Source organism: Pseudomonas endophytica (genome assembly GCF_001411475.1).
In the GTDB taxonomy this organism is placed as follows: domain Bacteria; phylum Pseudomonadota; class Gammaproteobacteria; order Pseudomonadales; family Pseudomonadaceae; genus Aquipseudomonas; species Aquipseudomonas endophytica.
This window is the reverse complement of sequence record NZ_LLWH01000171.1, coordinates 19,165-35,750: the sequence shown is the minus strand read 5'-3', so window position 1 is coordinate 35,750 and position 16,586 is coordinate 19,165. Positions and strand designations below refer to the sequence as shown.

Annotated in this window: 15 protein-coding genes; 2 read left to right on the top strand and 13 right to left on the bottom strand. The window is 57.3% G+C overall.

From position 1 onward, the window contains the following. The 8 genes from AQS70_RS13285 to AQS70_RS13260 all read right to left on the bottom strand — a co-directional run. Positions 1 to 1,707, bottom strand: a 1,707-nt coding sequence (locus AQS70_RS13285) for a sensor histidine kinase (protein ID WP_156355156.1), incomplete at its 3' end; no start/stop codon positions are given. Positions 1,708 to 1,931: 224 nt separating this feature from the next. Continuing rightward, positions 1,932 to 2,480, bottom strand: coding sequence for a potassium-transporting ATPase subunit KdpC (gene kdpC / locus AQS70_RS13280; protein ID WP_055103235.1), 549 nt, complete (start codon positions 2,478 to 2,480; stop codon positions 1,932 to 1,934). Between the two features lie 21 nt (positions 2,481 to 2,501). After that, complete coding sequence (gene kdpB / locus AQS70_RS13275; protein WP_055103234.1) at positions 2,502 to 4,574, bottom strand: potassium-transporting ATPase subunit KdpB; 2,073 nt, start codon at positions 4,572 to 4,574, stop codon at positions 2,502 to 2,504. Positions 4,575 to 4,584: 10 nt separating this feature from the next. After that, positions 4,585 to 6,279 carry a potassium-transporting ATPase subunit KdpA gene (kdpA, locus tag AQS70_RS13270; protein ID WP_055103233.1) on the bottom strand — a complete coding sequence of 565 codons (1,695 nt, stop codon included), beginning with the start codon at positions 6,277 to 6,279 and terminating at the stop codon, positions 4,585 to 4,587. An 8-nt stretch (positions 6,280 to 6,287) separates the two neighbouring features. After that, on the bottom strand, positions 6,288 to 6,377 hold the full coding sequence (gene kdpF, locus AQS70_RS23320) for a K(+)-transporting ATPase subunit F (RefSeq protein ID WP_048368646.1): 90 nt from the start codon (positions 6,375 to 6,377) through the stop codon (positions 6,288 to 6,290). A 128-nt stretch (positions 6,378 to 6,505) separates the two neighbouring features. Next, complete coding sequence (locus tag AQS70_RS23315) at positions 6,506 to 7,435, bottom strand: RHS repeat-associated core domain-containing protein (protein WP_156355153.1); 930 nt, start codon at positions 7,433 to 7,435, stop codon at positions 6,506 to 6,508. A gap of 91 nt (positions 7,436 to 7,526) precedes the next feature. Next, positions 7,527 to 8,759 carry a hypothetical protein gene (locus tag AQS70_RS13265; RefSeq protein WP_055103232.1) on the bottom strand — a complete coding sequence of 411 codons (1,233 nt, stop codon included), beginning with the start codon at positions 8,757 to 8,759 and terminating at the stop codon, positions 7,527 to 7,529. Positions 8,760 to 8,786: 27 nt separating this feature from the next. Next, entirely contained in the window at positions 8,787 to 9,236 is a 450-nt protein-coding gene (locus AQS70_RS13260) for a YcgN family cysteine cluster protein (RefSeq protein ID WP_055103231.1), read from the bottom strand. Positions 9,237 to 9,392: 156 nt separating this feature from the next. Here AQS70_RS13260 and AQS70_RS13255 point away from each other — a divergent pair, with 156 nt between their 5' ends. Continuing rightward, complete coding sequence (locus AQS70_RS13255) at positions 9,393 to 9,986, top strand: nitroreductase family protein (RefSeq protein WP_055103230.1); 594 nt, start codon at positions 9,393 to 9,395, stop codon at positions 9,984 to 9,986. A 120-nt stretch (positions 9,987 to 10,106) separates the two neighbouring features. On the opposite strand, the gene AQS70_RS13250 is transcribed toward AQS70_RS13255, so the two are convergent. The 3 genes from AQS70_RS13250 to rnd all read right to left on the bottom strand — a co-directional run bounded on the left by AQS70_RS13250 (position 10,107) and on the right by rnd (position 12,528). Continuing rightward, entirely contained in the window at positions 10,107 to 11,039 is a 933-nt protein-coding gene (locus AQS70_RS13250) for a D-2-hydroxyacid dehydrogenase (RefSeq protein ID WP_055103229.1), read from the bottom strand. Between the two features lie 65 nt (positions 11,040 to 11,104). After that, positions 11,105 to 11,398, bottom strand: coding sequence for a YcgL domain-containing protein (locus AQS70_RS13245; RefSeq protein WP_055103228.1), 294 nt, complete (start codon positions 11,396 to 11,398; stop codon positions 11,105 to 11,107). Further along, complete coding sequence (gene rnd / locus AQS70_RS13240) at positions 11,395 to 12,528, bottom strand: ribonuclease D (RefSeq protein ID WP_055103227.1); 1,134 nt, start codon at positions 12,526 to 12,528, stop codon at positions 11,395 to 11,397. The genes AQS70_RS13245 and rnd overlap by 4 nt, the downstream gene beginning before the upstream one ends. A gap of 278 nt (positions 12,529 to 12,806) precedes the next feature. Here rnd and ampC point away from each other — a divergent pair, with 278 nt between their 5' ends. Further along, positions 12,807 to 13,967 carry a class C beta-lactamase gene (gene ampC / locus AQS70_RS13235; RefSeq protein ID WP_055103226.1) on the top strand — a complete coding sequence of 387 codons (1,161 nt, stop codon included), beginning with the start codon at positions 12,807 to 12,809 and terminating at the stop codon, positions 13,965 to 13,967. On the opposite strand, the gene AQS70_RS13230 is transcribed toward ampC, so the two are convergent. Together AQS70_RS13230 and AQS70_RS13225 are read right to left on the bottom strand one after the other, a co-directional pair. Beyond that, positions 13,964 to 14,608: a class I SAM-dependent methyltransferase gene (locus tag AQS70_RS13230; RefSeq protein ID WP_055103225.1), complete on the bottom strand. Its 645-nt coding sequence runs from the start codon at positions 14,606 to 14,608 to the stop codon at positions 13,964 to 13,966. The two genes, ampC and AQS70_RS13230, sit on opposite strands and share 4 nt — an antisense overlap. Before the next feature lie 176 nt (positions 14,609 to 14,784). Further along, positions 14,785 to 16,164 carry a glutamine synthetase family protein gene (locus tag AQS70_RS13225; RefSeq protein ID WP_055103224.1) on the bottom strand — a complete coding sequence of 460 codons (1,380 nt, stop codon included), beginning with the start codon at positions 16,162 to 16,164 and terminating at the stop codon, positions 14,785 to 14,787. Positions 16,165 to 16,586: the final 422 nt, after the last annotated feature.

Here is a 16,586-nt window from a genome sequence, read left to right as displayed (position 1 = left end):
GGTCCAAGCCCAGGCGGCAGCGGCCCGCTCGGCTTCATTGAAGTGCAAGGGCCCGCCAGTTTCGACGGTCCAGCCGCCATCGCTATCACGGTTAAGCAGGCACAGGTTGAGTTCTTTCCAACCGCTCAAATGCTGGGCCGCGGCATTGATCACCGCTTGGCGGTCGGTTGCGGCGGTGAGCCTGCGTGACAAGTCGAGCAACTGCGTGGTTTCTTCTTGGGTGTCACGCAGGGCTTGCAGTTGCTGACGTTGACGCGCCGCCAAGTTACCGGTCAGGGCTGCCATCAGCAGGAAGAACAACAGCGTCAGTACGTCCTCTTCGCGCTGGATGCTGAACGAGAAGTTCGGCGGGATAAACAAAAAGTCATAAGCCATAAATGACAGGGCCGCACAGGCCAACGCGGGCCCGAGACTGCTGCGCACCGCCACCAGCAACACCGCGGCCAAAAACACCAACGAGATATTGGGCAGCGCCAACACCGCAGAAACACCCCACGCCAAGGCGCTGGCCAGCAACGTGGCCACCAGCGCCAGCGCATAGTCAAACCAGACGGTCGCGTGCTTGCCCCGGCTGACAGTGGGCGCGGCCATCGGCTCGTGATCAAGCACGTTGATCTCCAAGCCGTGCCCATCACGCAGCAAGCGCGCGGCCAAGCCGCCGCCGAACACCCGGCGACGCCAACTCAGACGCGACTGCCCTACTAGCAACAAGCTGGCCCGGCGTTCACTGGCGTGCTGAATCAGCGTTTTGGCTACCTCACCTGCGCGCAGCACGACCACATCGCCGCCTAATCGCTCAGCCAATTGCTGGGCACTTTGCAGACGCAGACGTGATTGCTCGTCACGTGCCGCGCCGTTATCGACGTGTACCAAACTCCAAGGCAAATGGCGTCGCTGCGCAACCCGGCTGGCGTGGCGCACTAAACGCTCGGCGTGCGCATCACCATCAATACCCACCAGCAAACGCCCACGCACTGCCGGGGCTGACTGCCCTTGCTGGCGGTAGCCTTTGTCCAGCTCATCGTCGACGTACACAGCGGCGGTTTGCATCGCCAGTTCGCGTAAGGCATTGAGGTTGGTCTGGGAGAAGAACGCATCAATTGCGGCCCGCGCTTGCTCGGGCACGTAGACCTTACCGTCGCGCAGACGCTCTAGAAGCTCTCGCGGTGGCAAGTCAATCAGCAGCAGCTCATAGGCTTCCTGCACGATCCAGTCAGGCACGGTTTCACGTACCAGCACCCCAGTGATGCCACGCACTTGATCGTTTAGGCTTTCGAGATGCTGGACATTGACCGTGGTGTACACGTCGATACCCGCTGCCAGCAGTTCCTGCACGTCTTGCCAGCGCTTGGCATGACGGCTGCCGGGGGCATTGGTATGGGCTAACTCGTCGACCAGTACTAGCTTGGGCTTGGCCGCCAGCAGGCCGTCGAGGTCCATTTCTTCAAGGTGCACGCCGCGGTATTCAGAGCGTAGCAGCGCACGCTGAGGCAAACCGTTGAGCAGCGCCTCAGTCTCGGCGCGGCCATGGGTCTGAACGACCCCGGCCACCAGCGTCACTCCTTGGCGCAATTGAGTGTGGGCGGCTTGCAGCATGGCGTAGGTCTTGCCCACGCCCGGTGCCGCGCCCAAAAACACCTTGAGCCGACCTTGGCCTGCGCGTGGCAAATCAGCTAACAGCGCATCGGCGCGACCGCAATGGCTCATGGGATTTTCCTAGTGAATGCATAACCTCGAGCGAGCCCGCTCGCGATCTTTTGATTGTGTTTCAAAATCAAAGGATCGCAGGCTTCGCCAGCTCCTACAGTTTGCTTTGTGATCTTTCAGCGGCCACAACCAGCGCTGCTTTTGCTTCGTAGGAGCTGCCGAAGGCTGCAATCTTTTGATCGTTAAAACAAAGATCGCAGGCTTCGCCAGCGCCTACGAGGGGGTTATTTAAGCTGCGCCAACGCTAGATTCAGCAACAGCACATTAACCACCGGCGGGCCTACCAACGGTTGTTCGATGTGTTTTTCGACTAACTGTTCAACCGTTTGTATCGGCAAATGTCGCGCTGCCGCCACCCGTGCCAGTTGATAGCGTATTGCCTGTGGTGGCAAGTGCGGGTCCACACCGCTGCCCGAAGTGGTGAGCAAGGCCATTGGCACTGGGCCTTGCCCCGGCACAGCAAGCTGCGCAGCGCTGTCCTTGACCCGCGCCGCCAACGCCGGATTGCTCGGTGCCAAGTTGCTGGCCGCACTCGACACCGTGGCAAACGCCCCGGCTGAAGGCCGTGGGTGAAACCAGTCGTCACCGGTAAACTGTTGCGCAATCAATCTCGACCCCAGCACGCGCCCTGCGCTGTCACGCAGCAGGCTGCCGTTAGCTTGTTCAGGGAACGCCACTTGGGCGATCCCGGTGACGGCCAAGGGATACGCCACACCAGTAATGACGGTCATCAACAGCATCAGGCTCAAGGCCGGACGTAATAAAGAAGCCATGATTAATTCCTCGCAAAGTGCCTAAACCAGATGCAACGCGGTGAGCAGCAGGTCGATCAGCTTGATGCCAACAAACGGCACCACCAGCCCGCCTACGCCATAGATCAACAGGTTGCGCCGCAGTAGATGCGCAGCGCTGACCGCTTGTACCCGCACCCCGCGCAACGCTAACGGGATCAACACCACAATGATCAGAGCGTTAAACACAATCGCCGACAGGATCGCGCTCTGTGGGCTGGCCAAGTGCATGATGTTGAGCACACCCAACTGCGGATAGATCGCGGCAAACAGCGCAGGCAAAATCGCGAAGTACTTGGCCACGTCGTTGGCAATGGAGAAGGTGGTCAATGCTCCGCGTGTTACCAACAGTTCTTTACCGATTTGCACCACGTCCAACAGTTTGGTCGGATCACTGTCGAGGTCGACCATGTTGGCCGCCTCACGAGCCGCTTGGGTGCCATCGTTCATTGCCATGCCCACATCCGCTTGAGCCAGCGCAGGCGCGTCGTTGGCGCCGTCGCCGCACATTGCAACCAAACGCCCGTCATTTTGCTCCTGACGAATACGTGCTAATTTTTTCTCTGGCGTGGCCTCGGCCAACACATCATCCACCCCCGCTTCGGCGGCAATCGCGGCGGCGGTCAACGGGTTATCGCCCGTGACCATGACGGTGCGAATGCCCAGTTTGCGCAGTTCGGCAAAACGTTCGCGGATCCCCGGCTTCACCACGTCTTTAAGGTGGACCGCACCTAGCAAACGCCCCTGCACACACACCAGCAACGGGGTGCCACCACTTTGCCCGATTTTTTCGATCTCCCGCGACAGCGCGGGTTGCACTTGGCTGCGCTCAAGGCCGAGAAACGCCAGCACAGAATCCACCGCACCTTTGCGATACACCTGAGCGTTATGGTCGATCCCGGACAAACGTGTCTCAGCCGTGAACGGCACCGGGGTAAAGTCCGACGCGTGAGGTTCAGGCAACGTATGCACACCGCGAATAAATTCGACGATGGACTTACCTTCGGCCGTCTCGTCCGCCAGTGAGGCGTACAGCGCGCCCTCGGCCAATTCGCTAGCCGTCACACCCGGCGACGTATATAAGGCGGCGCAGCGGCGGTTGCCAAAGGTGATGGTGCCGGTCTTGTCGAGCATCAGCACATGCACGTCACCTGCCGCCTCAACCGCCCGCCCTGATTTGGCGATCACATTAAGGCGCACCAAGCGGTCCATCCCGGCGATCCCGATGGCTGAGAGCAAGCCGCCAATGGTGGTCGGAATCAGCGTGACTAACAGCGCCACCAGAAACACCAGCGGTAAGCTGCCCCCAGCAAAGTAGGCAAAGGGTTGCAGCGTCACCACCACGATCAAGAAGATCAGGGTCAGGCCAATCAACAGAATATCCAGCGCCACTTCGTTCGGGGTTTTCTGCCGTTTCGCACCTTCAACCAAGGCAATCATGCGGTCCAAGGTGGAGTCGCCGGGGTCGGTGCTGATACGCACCAGCAACCAGTCCGAGACCAACCGTGTGTTGCCGGTGACCGCCGAACGATCACCGCCCGATTCACGAATAACCGGCGCCGATTCGCCGGTAATCGCCGCCTCGTTAACGGCGCCAATCCCTTCAATCACCTCGCCATCGCTGGGGATCATCTCCCCCGCTTCGACGCGCACCACATCGCCCTTGCGCAGCGCCGTAGCAGGCACCAGTTCGAAGCTACCCGCTGGGCTCAACCGGCGGGCGCTCAAACCCTCACTGCCCGCCTTTAGGCTGTCAGCGCGGGCCTTGCCCCGGCCCTCAGCCAACGCTTCGGCAAAGTTGGCAAATAACACGGTAAACCACAGCCACAGGGCGATTTGTAGCGCTACACCAGTCGGTACTGCGGGTTCCGGGATCAGGCACAACACGCTGGTGAACAGGGCGGTCAGCTCAACCACCAGCATCACCGGTGAGCGCTTGAGTTGACGTGGGTCGAGCTTGACGAAGGCTTGGCGCAACGCCGGGCGCCAGAGGTCGGCAAACGCGGTTTTGGGGGGTTGCGGCGCCTGTGTGTCAGGCGTTGGCGTCAATCTTGAAACAGGCGCAGGCAGTGTCATGATCGTCTCCTCACAAGCCTAAAGTCAGTTGTTCAGCGATTGGGCCCAACGCCAATGTCGGCAAGAAGGTCAGGCCGCCCACCAGCAAAAGGGTCACGATCAGCAGCGCAACAAACAACGGGCCGTGGGTCGGGAAGGTGTTTTGGTCAAGCGGTGCGGTTTTTTTCATCGCTAAACTGCCCGCTAAAGCCAGCACCGGCAGGATGTACCCGAAGCGTCCGAGTAACATCGCCAAGCTCAGAATCAGGTTGTAAAACGGCGTATTCACACTGAGCCCTGCAAACGCAGAACCGTTGTTAGCGCTGGCCGACGTAAAGGCATACAACATTTGGCTGAACCCGTGCGGGCCGGGGTTGCTGACGGCGGCCGCCGCGCTGGGCAGTGCCGTCGCAAGAGCGGTCAAGACCAAGACGCCCACCGGCATCACCAGCAAGGTGATAACCAATAACTTCACCTCTTTGGCTTGCAGCTTTTTGCCGAGGTATTCAGGCGTGCGGCCAATCATTAGGCCCGCCAGGAACACCGCGATCAGTACGTTGAGCAACATGCCGTAAAGCCCAGCCCCGACACCGCCGAAGATCACTTCACCGACCATCATGTTGATCAGTGCCACCATCCCACTCATAGGGTTGAGGCTGTCATGCATACCGTTTACCGAACCGTTGGAGGCCGCCGTCGTGGTTTCAGTCCAGAGCACAGTGCCGGTAGTGCCAAAACGTACTTCTTTGCCTTCCAGCGGGGCCGTTTGTTGCACCAGCGGGCTGTTCAACGCCGGGTTTGGCTGATACTCGGCGTACAGCGCGGTGCCACCACCGATCAAAAACAGCGTCAGCATGCAGGCCATGATCGCCCGACTTTGACGCAGATCTTTAACGTAATGGCCGAAGGTGAACACCAGCGCCACCGGGATCAGAATGATGGCAGCCAGTTCAAACAGGTTGCTCCACGCACTGGGGTTCTCGAAGGGGTGGGCCGAGTTCACACCGAAGAAGCCGCCGCCATTGGTGCCCAATTGCTTAATCGCGATCTGGCTCGCCGCAGGACCCAACGGGATGACTTGATCCACCCCCTGCATCGTCACGGCATTGGCGTAGTGCGCCAAGGTTTGCGGCACACCCTGCCACACCAGTAACAGCGCCAGCACTAGGCTTAACGGCAACAGGCCATACAGCGTGGCGCGGGTCATGTCGGCCCAAAAGTTGCCCACGGTGTGCGCGCTACGGCGGCTGATGCCTCGGCACAACGCAACCAACACCGCCAAACCGGTCGCGGCGCTGACAAAGTTCTGCACGGTCAGGCCCGCCATTTGGCTGAAATAACTCAGCGACGCTTCACCGCTGTAACTTTGCCAGTTGGTGTTGGTGACAAAACTCACGGCGGTGTTAAATGCTTGGGTCCACTCTTGCCCCGGTAACTGTTGCGGGTTGAACGGCAGATACTGCTGAAACAACACAATCGCGAACAACAGCACAAAGCCGCTGAGGTTGAAGGCCAGCAACGCCAACATGTACTTGAACCAAGTCTGCTCACCGCTCGGATCAACCCCTGCGAGGCGATAGCACGCGTTCTCGACAGGGCCCAGTACGGGCGTCAACCACGTACGTTGGCCTTCCATCACCCTGTAGTAAAAGCGCCCCAACCAGGGTGCGGGCAGTAACACCAGAACCAAGAAAGCCAGAATCAGAGCGTAGTCATGACTGTGCATACCCGCTCCTAGTTTTGATCTGCGCGCAACAGCGCAACCAATAGATAAACAAACAGCCCCACTGCTAACAGCAGGGAAACCCCATCCAGAACGCCCATGACAACTCTCCCTAAGCGGCCTGTGCCGCGTGTAGGAAGAGTGTGTGCAAGGTGTGCGTAAAGGATCGAGATCGAGAGGGATGCGGGGGCGTAAAGAAGGTGTAAAAACTGAAAAGACCACTTGAAACTCAAGTGTCCCGAATAAAACGCACTCCAGACAAACCTGAGTACCTGCCGGCGACCCGTAGCACCGAGGTGGTTGAAACCGCTTGTTCTGAAGATGCTGACGAGGACCAGGAGCTATTCGAATCCAGTGAGGATGTTGATCCTGAAAAACTGCGAGATCCCGACTCCAACGACTCAGAGGTAGCACTAAGCCCCTGTGGGCTTGAAACAAACGAAGCTGATGATGATGGGGCTATTGGAGGGGGGCCTCCTGGAACCAAAGGCTCAGAACTAACTGGGTTTGGGAAACGATGAGGTCTGTCGCGAAAAATGAACCGCGCATCCAGTGCGGTCGAGCCAATAGTTGGAGCCGGAGCTTGAACTTGAACTTGAACCCGATTGGGAACCCTGTCCCAACCGATGTAGTCCAGGAATTTAATGATATTGCGTATCCAAGATCTCCCCGTCGAGTCCTCTCGATTCAACGGATCGTCTGAGCAATACGCATAGGCATTGATACCGCCCTCCCCAAACGGGCTCACACTGTCCGGGCTGTTAAACCGCATCAGCACCGGGTTGTACGCGCGATAACCATTGCCCAGCAAATAATGCCCGGTCAGCAGATCTGGCCGTTCGCCATTAAAGCCCAGCAATGACCCCGCACCGCTAAGAATCGAACGCTGCCCATAGGGGCTGTAACACTGACGGGTGTGCTGATCGGCACTGAGTACTGAGCGCTGAAAATCGGTGGCCAGTAACTGCGTACTCGCATTAATACGCTGAGCCAACAGTTGGTCAGCGTGCTGGAACACGCTGTTGGAGCCATCAACATGAACTTCAGTGGCCAAGCGTTGGTTTTGATAGAAGCGCCAGCATGGCGACTCGCTGGCTTGCGTAGAAGTCGCCAGACGATCTAATGGATCATAATGATATTGAACAGAGCAAATGGCCATGACTGCACGCTTTCCATACATAGAAAGGAGCCATTGTCGATCTCATAAGCCTGATTAGATACCTATCAAAACTAATAGGTACAAGTAGCCATCATCGTAGCAAGGGGTTATCCAACACCTCTGACGACCCGCCCAGTACGCTTTCGCTGAGCTGGATAAACGACGGGGTATTGACTTTGCCAACGCGCATCAGCGCTTGGCTCACGTCATCGAGCGAGCGCTTGTTATGGGTGTGCAGGCGGATTTCGCGGTCTAGCGCCTGCAGCAAGGTGACTGCACGCGCCACCACTGCCGGGCTGGCTTGTGCCGCGCGAAGACGAGTAACGCCCTTACCCGCAGCGCTGAGCCGATGCTGCAGAGTCTGATAACGCTCGTCGCTCATGCCACCGGCTCGGCGCAGCAGTTCGATGGCGTAGTACTCACTCAAACCTTCGCTGAGCCAATCATGGCCAGCCTCTGCTTTGATGCCGCTAAACACTTGCACCACTTCACGCAATAACGGGCTGCTGCCGCTCTCGCTGATCAACGGCAAGCCGCTGTAGAGGTAAATAGAGTTGTGGGCTGCCGTGCTGCCTTTCCACATCGGGCTACCGGCACCGACAATTAGCAGTTTGGGCGGGTTACGGGGGAAAACCGCTTGCACCTGTGGCCACATAAAGGTCAATAAGGTCATGACATCCATACGGTGCATGCCCTGCCCTTTTGGTGCAGACACGGTGACTTCGGTTTCACCTAACGTGGTCCGCCGGGTACCCAGCGTGCCCGCCAGCATCCAACCTGTAGGTCGATCGAACAAGCGTGAAACATCGTCGATACGAAAGCGGTTTTTGCCAATCCGTGGCCACGCAGTTTCGATACTTTTCCAGCCCTTAGGCAGTTCAAACTCAAGCCGTGAGATCAGCTCAGTGCCGTCTTGCTGATCAAGACTCGCGGGCGGTACTAATTGCTCGCCACGAAACAACGCCCACGACGGGGTCATGAGGGTGTCATAACTGCCATTTTTAAGTCGATGACTCAAGCGTACGCGATAGCTGAGACTGGCTTTGCCAGGCGCCGGATGCCACAGGCCACGGCTATGCTCAGGGTCTGAGGTTAACTGCCACTGACCGTCGACCTTAAAGTCGCTGTAACTGCCGGGGGCGCCCAGATCAAAATCCAAGCTGCGTACCGCAGAGCCGTCAGCCAGGGTGACGCGCACCTGCGCCTGATCGCTCTGAGGCAACAGTTGCACGTGATAATCCAGATCTACTTTTTTACCGGCCCACAACGGGCCGCTGGCGATCAATAGCAGCATGCCCAAAGGCCATTTCAAACGCAGCGGCATACACACTCCTTGGCACCGCTCCGGCACTTAACCGGCGCGAAAAATCAGGTGATCTTCCCAGTCGTCTTCTGCCACGCTGCCTTCGGCCAACATGCGCCCTGATTGCGAAATGCGTTCATGGTGCACAGCGTCCGGATCACCGCATACCAAGTGGTGCCAGAGCGGTAAGTCCTTGCGCTCGCTCACCAGGCGGTAACCGCAGGTGGTGGGCAACCATTTAAAAGATTCGGCCTTGCCGGGCGATAGCTGAATACAGTCCGGGACGCTGTCGCGCCGGTTCGGGTAATCCGTGCACTGACAGGTTTTAAGGTCGAGCAGTTTGCAAGCAATGCGCGTGTAGTAGACGCTGTTGTCGTCTTCATCTTCGAGCTTTTGCAAGCAGCACAGGCCACAGCCGTCGCACAGCGACTCCCATTCCTCTTGATCAAGCTGATCGAGGGTTTTGCGGATCCAGAAGGGTTTAACGATTGCGGCCATGGCTCAAGCATCAACATCAGGGAGTGGAAAAGGCCGCCAGTCTAGTGCCCAAGCTCCCGCGGGCCAAGCGCTTGTGACTGACGGTGTAGCAGTACTTGTCAGCTTGCAGGCAGAACAGTAGCTTTGTAGCAGTTCAAATCAACTCTGGAAACGTGAATGCCCACTTCTAACCGCCTTGTCGAACACCCAATTCATGAGCAATTTACCCAGCGCTGGTCGCCACGTGCGTTTACCGATGCGAGCATCGACAAACCGACCCTGCTGAGCTTTTTCGAAGCCGCCCGCTGGGCACCGTCGGCCTATAACGCACAGCCTTGGCGTTTTTTGTTCGCCTTGCGCGGCACCCCCGAATTTGACCGTTACTTGAGCCTGCTGGTCGAGTTCAACCAAGGCTGGGCTAAACACGCTGCCGCGTTGGTAGTCATTGTGTCGAAAACCACCTATGCCTCTCCAGGCGCCACAGAAGAAAAACCAGCGCCTACCCACGCCTTCGATACCGGCGCAGCGTGGGGTCACCTCGCCCTGCAAGCGCACTTGAGCGGCTGGCACACCCACGGCATGAGCGGCCTAGACTACGAGCGTGCGCGCCAAGAATTGAAAATCCCTGAGGGTTACGCCGTTCAGGCCATGGTTGCGATTGGCAAGCTGGGCGACAAGGCAAGCTTGGTGGATTACCTGCAAGCCAAAGAAGTCCCAAGTCAGCGTGAGCCGTTGAGCAAACTCGTGGCAGAAGGCGATTTCAGTTTGTAAAAAAACCGTAGGCGCGAGGCCATAATCGCGAACGATAAGCTGTAGGAGCTGCCGCAGGCTGCGATCTTTTAAAAAGTCAAAAGATCGCAGCCTGCAGCAGCTCCTACAGTGGTCGGGGGTTTAGTACCCGCGTTCGAAGTCCACTTCACCCCGTATCGGCTCTCCCGCCTGATACGCCCGCAGGTTGTCGATAAACAGTTGCACCATCATCGAGGGTGAGGTCGGGGCTGAACTATGGCCGGTCAGCAGTAAACCCCAGGCGGTCCAAAACGGATGTTTAGCGGGCAACGGCTCCTGACGGCAAACGTCAATAACGGCCCCCGCCAAGTGCCCCAGACGCAACGCTTCAACCAGATCAGCGTCCACTACCGCCACGCCGCGTCCAGCGTTGATGAAAACCGCGTTGGGATTGAACTGCGCAAACAGTTTGGCATCGTACAAATCGTGGGTTTCTAGGGTGTTGGGCAGCAGGTTAATGACGTAATCCATCTGCGTGACCAAGCGCGGCAAATCATCCAACGTCGCGACTTCGGTAAACGGTGCCAGCTCACGCGCGCGGCTGGCGATTGCATACAGCTCAACACCAAACGGTTTCAGGAACTGCGCCACGCTCTGGCCAATGTCTCCGGCGCCGACGATCAACACCTTGCGCCCAATCAAGCTCTGGCCAGTGCGGCTATCCCATTTACGCTCGACCTGGCTGACCAAGCGCGCCATGACTTCACGCTCGTGGCCGAGCATGTAAGTCAGCACGTATTCGGCCATGACCTGACCAAAAATACCCACCGCACGGCTGAGCCGATAATCACGGCCAAGGCCATCAGCCAGTAACGGGGTGATGCCCGCCCAGGTCGATTGCAGCCATTGAGGTTTGTGCCCTTGACGCAACAATGTGGCCAGCAAGTCTGGCTGGCCCAACCAGACCGGGCAGTCGGCAGCCAAGGTCGCCAATTGCGCCGAATCCCCGCTGGTGTGTACGTTCAGTTCAGGGGCTGCTTGTTGCAGGAGTTGGGCGTACAACGCGTAGTCTTGCTCGGCAATCAGGACGTGCATGCTTCTAACCTTATTAAAACCACTGTCAGAGGCTAGCGCCCGCAATCGGGCACTTAGCGCTGCATTTACATAGGGTCGTTACGACGCAACAACTCTTCGGGCAAATGCTCGATGTATTCATCTTCGGCAGGCGGCATTTGCAAGTGATAGCCCTGATTCTCAAGGTTTTCCAAGACTTTGCTGATGTCTTCGCGAGACAGCTTGCGCTCTGGCGTCAACACCAGATCAAAGGCGTGCTGCGGCTTGCCAAATACGCTGAGTAGGTTTTCAGGCACGCGTTCCAAGGCATCGGCCTTGAGCACATACAGGTACATTTCGTTGCGCTTGGTGCTGCGATAGATCGAACAAATACGTTTCAAGACGGTTCTCCAACATCAGCCAGGCAATCGAGCAGCGCCTGGCCCATCAATTCACGACGCCAGCCGCGCAGTGAATCGGGCAATTGATAAGGCCCTTCGGGATAGCCGCTCTTGAGCAAGGCTTCCAGGGTTTTCTTGCGCAGCATCAGCTCTGGCGCGATGTTCAAGCGCTCGGCCTCGGCCTGGCCAATAGCGCGCAGACGCTTAACCAGCGCGGCAGCCTCGACCGGCAACGGCTCGGGCACCGCTGGCGGCCAATGCTCTGGCGCCAAGCTGCTCACGCGCTTGATCAAGCCGAGCAAAAACTCGCCGTCCTGACGCACGGTGCGCGGGTGCATGTCTTCAATACGCGCCAGCGTCACTAGGTTGTCTGGCTGGGTTTTAGCCAATGGCCACAGCGCATGCTCACGCACCACACGATTGCGCGGTAAATCGCGAGCACGGGCCTCAAGTTCGCGCCAAGCGCAGACCTCACGCAGCACGGCGAGTTGCTGACGAGAAAGCTTCCAAGCCAGTTTAGCCTCGCGATACATCTCGTAAGGGTCAACCTCACGGCGCAGGTTGGCCACCAGCTCGGCGCCATCCTCTAGTACCCACGCGTACTTGTCATCCGATAAGCGCGGACGCAGCTGCACATACACTTCAGCGAGATGCTGGGCGTCTTCGGCGGCGTAGCTGATCTGGGTTTCGGACAAGGGACGTTGCAGCCAGTCAGAGCGTGTTTCGCCTTTAGGCAGGTCGAGGTCGAGGACCTCTTTGACCAGTCGCGAATAGCCCATCGAGAAGCCTAGGTTCAAGTAGGCTGCCGCCAGTTGGGTATCGAACAACGGCGCAGGTAAGCTGCCGGTCAGCCGCAACAGGACTTCGAGGTCTTCGCTGCACGCGTGTAGCACTTTGATCACGGCTGGGTTTTCAAGCAGCGCCGCCAAAGGCTGCCAGTTGTCGATGGTCAACGGGTCAATCAAGTAGGCCCGCTCTGCGTCACCCACCTGAATAAGCCCGGCAATCGGGTAAAAGGTATCGACCCGCATAAATTCGGTGTCGAGGGCTATGAATGGCAAATGTTGCCATTCGGCACAGTGTTGGCCGAGGCTATCGTTGTCGCGAATCCAGTGAATATCGATGGCCACACGGCTCTCCCTTGAAGAATGGCGCGCAGTATATAACGCCGCCGTGGCATTCAGCGCATTGACTCATCCTCTTGTCGACGAAAAAACCTACAAGCTAAAAGTCGATAACCTTCATTACATCGCCATTTTTTGTTGTTACATTTTCCACCCGTCGTGGCCCTGAGTGCTGAACCCACTCAACTACGGCGGCGTGATTGATCTTGAGTGGCGTCACTATGAAATATGCTGTGACAAGGTTGTAAGCAAGTCTGTCGTTCATAACATCGAGATTTCCCTCTATGCGCTCTCTGCGAAAACTATCAGCCCTAACCGCCTCTGCTCTTGTTTTATGCGCGCAGGCGGGTCTAAGTCATGCCGAGGCCTTTTCTGCGGACATAGAAGACAGCGTGCAAAAAGCCGCCAAAACGGTCATGCAGCAGTACGCGATTCCCGGCCTAGTGATTGCCATCAGCAACAATGGCAAACAGCAGTTTTACAGTTTCGGCCTAGCGTCCAAAGCCACAGAAGCACGTGTAACGCCCGACACCCTGTTTGAAGTCGGCTCCATCAGCAAACTGTTCACCGCCACCTTGGCGTCTTATGCGCAAGTTGAAGGTTTACTGTCATTCGCTGACCCGGTCAGTAAGTTCCTGCCATCGTTGCAAGGCAGCGCTTTTGGCAAGGTCGCGCTCTTGCATTTGGCTACACACACTGGCGGCGGTTTCCCGCTTCAAGTGCCAGAAAACGTCAAGGACGATCAGCAACTGCTGAGCTACCTCAATGCTTGGCAGCCGACCTACCCCGCAGGCACTCATAGAAGCTACGCCAACCCCAGTATCGGGATGCTCGGGGTGATCGCCGCCAAAAGCCTGAATCTATCGTTTACAGCGGCGATGCAAAACACCTTGTACCCCGCACTGGGTTTGCACAGTACCTACCTGAACGTGCCGCAAGACAAAATGCCACTCTACGCCCAGGGCTATAACAAAACCGAGCAGCCGGTCAGGCTCAACCCTGACGTACTCGCAGACCAAGCCTATGGTGTGCGAACCAGCGCTAGGGATCTGATTCATTTTGCGCAACTGAATCTACAGTCGGGCAAGGCCGAGAGCGTGATTGAGCGGGCAGTGCTGAACACCCACACCGGCTATTTCCAGATCGGCCCCATGACCCAAGACCTGGTCTGGGAGCAATACCCTTACCCGGTCACGCTGGAAAACTTGCTGGAAGGTAACTCAAACACAATGGCCTACGAGACACACCAAGCAACGGCCTTGAATCCGCCGCTGGCGCCGCAAAAGGCTGTATGGCTTAACAAAACCGGATCAACCTCAGGCTTTGGTGGCTATATCGCCGTACTGCCTGAGAAACAGCAGGCAGTGGTGATTCTGGCCAACAAGAACTACCCCAATAGCGCGCGCGTGGAGCTGGCCTACGCGATATTCAAAGCGCTGCACTAAGCACCTTTGCGCACGACATAAAGGCTGCCTTGCGCGAAGCCGGGCAGCACATCGTAATGCTTTAGCAAGCTAAACCCCGCTAAGGCGAACTGCGCTTCAAGCTCTTTTTGACTGATCACAACCCGCTGGCTGCCATGCTGTTGACTGGCTCGCCCCACAAACACTGAGACAATCAAGGTGTCGCGGCTAACTCGATAAAGCTCACGCAAAATGGCCAGACGGTGCTCGCTGCTGCTGACGTGATGAAATAGCTGCATGCAAAAAATGCTGTCGACAGCGTTTTCAGACAAGTCGATTGAAAACACGGAGCTTTTAAATAGCGTAATCCGCTTCAACACACTGGCGGGATGATGGGTTTGCGCATGATCAAGCATCTTTTGCGAAGCGTCCGCAGCCAAAATGACCCGATTGACGTGCTCGGCCAACACCGGCCAAAACCGCCCAACCCCACACGCCACATCCAGCACCAACCCCGGTTCACCTGCCACCTTGAGTGCCCGGCGGACCAGTAGTTGCTCACGCCACGCGCTCAAACGCCGAATAAGCCCTCGCGGCCGGGCAATTTGGCAGACCTGCGTATGCTCGCGGTCGTAGCGCTCGGCGAACTCATGCTCGATGGTGGAAGGTAGCTGCGATGACATGGGCCCGCGAACTCTTGTGTTTAGGGGTATACGTCACAAAGGTTAAGGGGCGAGCAGTGAAAAAAACGTTAGAAAAGTATGAAAAGCCACGTTATTTCCAAGCCGCCGCGCAGCCACAACGATCACAAAGATGGCCTGTAGGCGCTGCCGCAGGCTGCGATCTTTGTTTTTAACGATCACGCCTGTTGCAAATACCAGCGCCAGTCCTGCTCACCCACTTCGCCCATAAACTGGCGGTATTCGCTGTTTTTGACGGCCAGATACACTTTCAAAAATTCAGGCCCGAAGGTTTCTTTGGCCCACTGCGAGGCATGTAACGCACGCAATGTGGTGAGCCAGTCCGTGGGCAACATTTCTGTTGCTTGGGCATAGCCATTGCCTTCAATCTGCGCACCCGGATCCAGTTGCTCACGAATCCCGCGGTGGATTCCCGCCAGAATGGCCGCTGCTGCCAAATACGGATTGGCATCTGCGCCACAAATTCGATGCTCAATATGCCGTGAGTACGCGGGGCCGCCCGGTACTCGCAAGCTCACGGTGCGATTGTCGACGCCCCAAGTCGCGGCCAGTGGCGCGTAGCTATTGCTTTGAAAGCGGCGATACGAGTTCGCATTCGGGCAAAACATCAGCAACGAGTCCAATAAGGTACTGAGCATCCCGCCAACCGCGTGCTTGAGCAACGGTGTGCCTTGTGGCGCCTCGCTGGCGAACAGGTTATTGCCCTGCTCATCGGCCAAACTGACGTGCATGTGCATCCCTGTTCCCGCCAAGTCATCAAACGGCTTGGCCATAAAACACGCGACCATGCCGTGCTTATGGGCCACGCCTTTGACCAAACGTTTGTAGCGCACCGCCTCGTCCATCGCCTGTAAAGCATCAGCACGATGTTCAAGGGTGATTTCGACCTGTCCCGGCGCGTATTCAGAAATCGCCGTGCGCGCCGCAATGCCTTGCAGTTTGCAGGCGCTGTACAAATCCGCCAAAAACGGCTCGATTTGCTCCAACTCACGCAGGCCATAGACCTGAGTCGCGCGCGGGCGCTGGCCGTCAGCATCACGCGCCGGTTGAGGCCGTCCATTGCTGTCGCGCTGCTGATCGAGTAAGTAAAACTCCATCTCCGCCGCCATTACCGGGTAATAACCATCGGCCTTTAGACCGTCAATCACCTTGGCCAATAGATGCCGCGGATCAGCCACGGTGGCGGGCATACCCTGCTGCGGATGCATGCTGACTTGCACGGCAGCAGTCGGGATCAAGCGCCACGGCATGCGCTGCAAGCTGCCACTGATGGGGTAAGCCCTGCAGTCAATATCGCCCACGTCCCACACCAAACCGGTGTTCTCAACGTCATCGCCGTTAATGCTCAGGCCCAAAATCGTACTGGGCAGTGGCCGCCCGCCTTCATACACCGCTAACAGCTCATCACGGTGCAGGAGCTTGCCCCGCGCAACGCCATTGTTGTCGATGATAAACAGCTCAAACATCTCGATATCCGGGTTCAGTTCCAGAAAGTCGAGGGCTTCATTCAGCGGGGCAAACGAGGTCGTAGCAGTCATGGTCGTGCTCATTAAGTCGTATCAAACAGGGACACAGGGAAACCGATGTTACTGCGCCTTTAAGGGCACAGCCATTCAGGGTTTAATAACAAATATGAGCATCCGGCGGGCGGGCATGACGGCAGTGGAACAAGGCCCAGAAGGCCAATTTAGAAGGGAGTGTGCAACGGCTGGCACAGGCGTGAGCAAAATGAGGAGGCCGAACGCCACGCACTGCGTAAGTCTGCGACTCACTGCGTCGTTCGAGTAACTCCCGCAAACACCCCATGCCTTCGACCTTGGTCAACACTGTGCCCGTAGGCTCACACGACTGCATGACCTGAAGCAATATCGAGTTTCAAATATTCAGTTAGGGTTTGACTAAACATTCATCGAATACGGATGAACGCTAGAACGGCCTGTGCCCGTATACATGAACAGAT